General features: G+C 48.0%; 2 protein-coding genes. Both read left to right on the forward strand.

Annotated elements, in window-relative coordinates; translation table 11 throughout:
* Positions 1–209, forward strand: a 209-nt coding sequence (locus tag R7E78_RS28700) for a transposase (RefSeq protein ID WP_411913784.1), incomplete at its 5' end; no start/stop codon positions are given.
* Positions 206–583, forward strand: a 378-nt coding sequence (locus R7E78_RS28705; protein WP_318058956.1) for an IS3 family transposase, incomplete at its 3' end; no start/stop codon positions are given. The genes R7E78_RS28700 and R7E78_RS28705, both read left to right, overlap by 4 nt.

Consider the following 583-nt stretch of genomic DNA (forward strand, 5'->3'; position numbering starts at 1 on the left):
AGCTGGGCATCAGTGCCCAGCAGATCCGGAACTGGAAGCGCCAGTTCACACGCCTATCTGATAAACAGTTTAACACCTTAGATGGTGTCGATTATTCGAAGAAAGAGTCCGAAGAGCTTCGAGCGCTAAGGCGCGAGAACAAGCGACTCAAAGATGAAATGGAATTCCTAAAAAAGGTCTCGGCGTACTTCGCGAAGCAGCAAGAGTGAAGTACGAGTTCATTGAAAGCTATACCGGCGAGTACTCGATTAGCTTAATGTGTCGTACTTTAGAAGTGAGTCGAGGTGGTTACTACAAGTGGTGTCATCATACGCCGAGTGAGCGTTCAAAGCGGCGAGAGCGCTTTGAACAGCTCGTCATGTGTACCTTTGCCCAATATCGGGCACGTTACGGCTCAGTGCGAATAGCCGAAGAGCTCAACGAAGCAGGCTATGCCTGCTGCGTGAATTATGTGGCTGATATCATGAAGGAAAAAGGTATCAGGGCACGTAATGGTAAAGGGTTTAAATACAGCAAGGATGTGGCTGCTATGACGAATGTTGCCGACAATTTACTGCGAAGAGACTTTGAGTCTGATACACCA

The sequence above is a fragment of the Vibrio sp. YT-19(2023) genome (assembly GCF_033337395.1).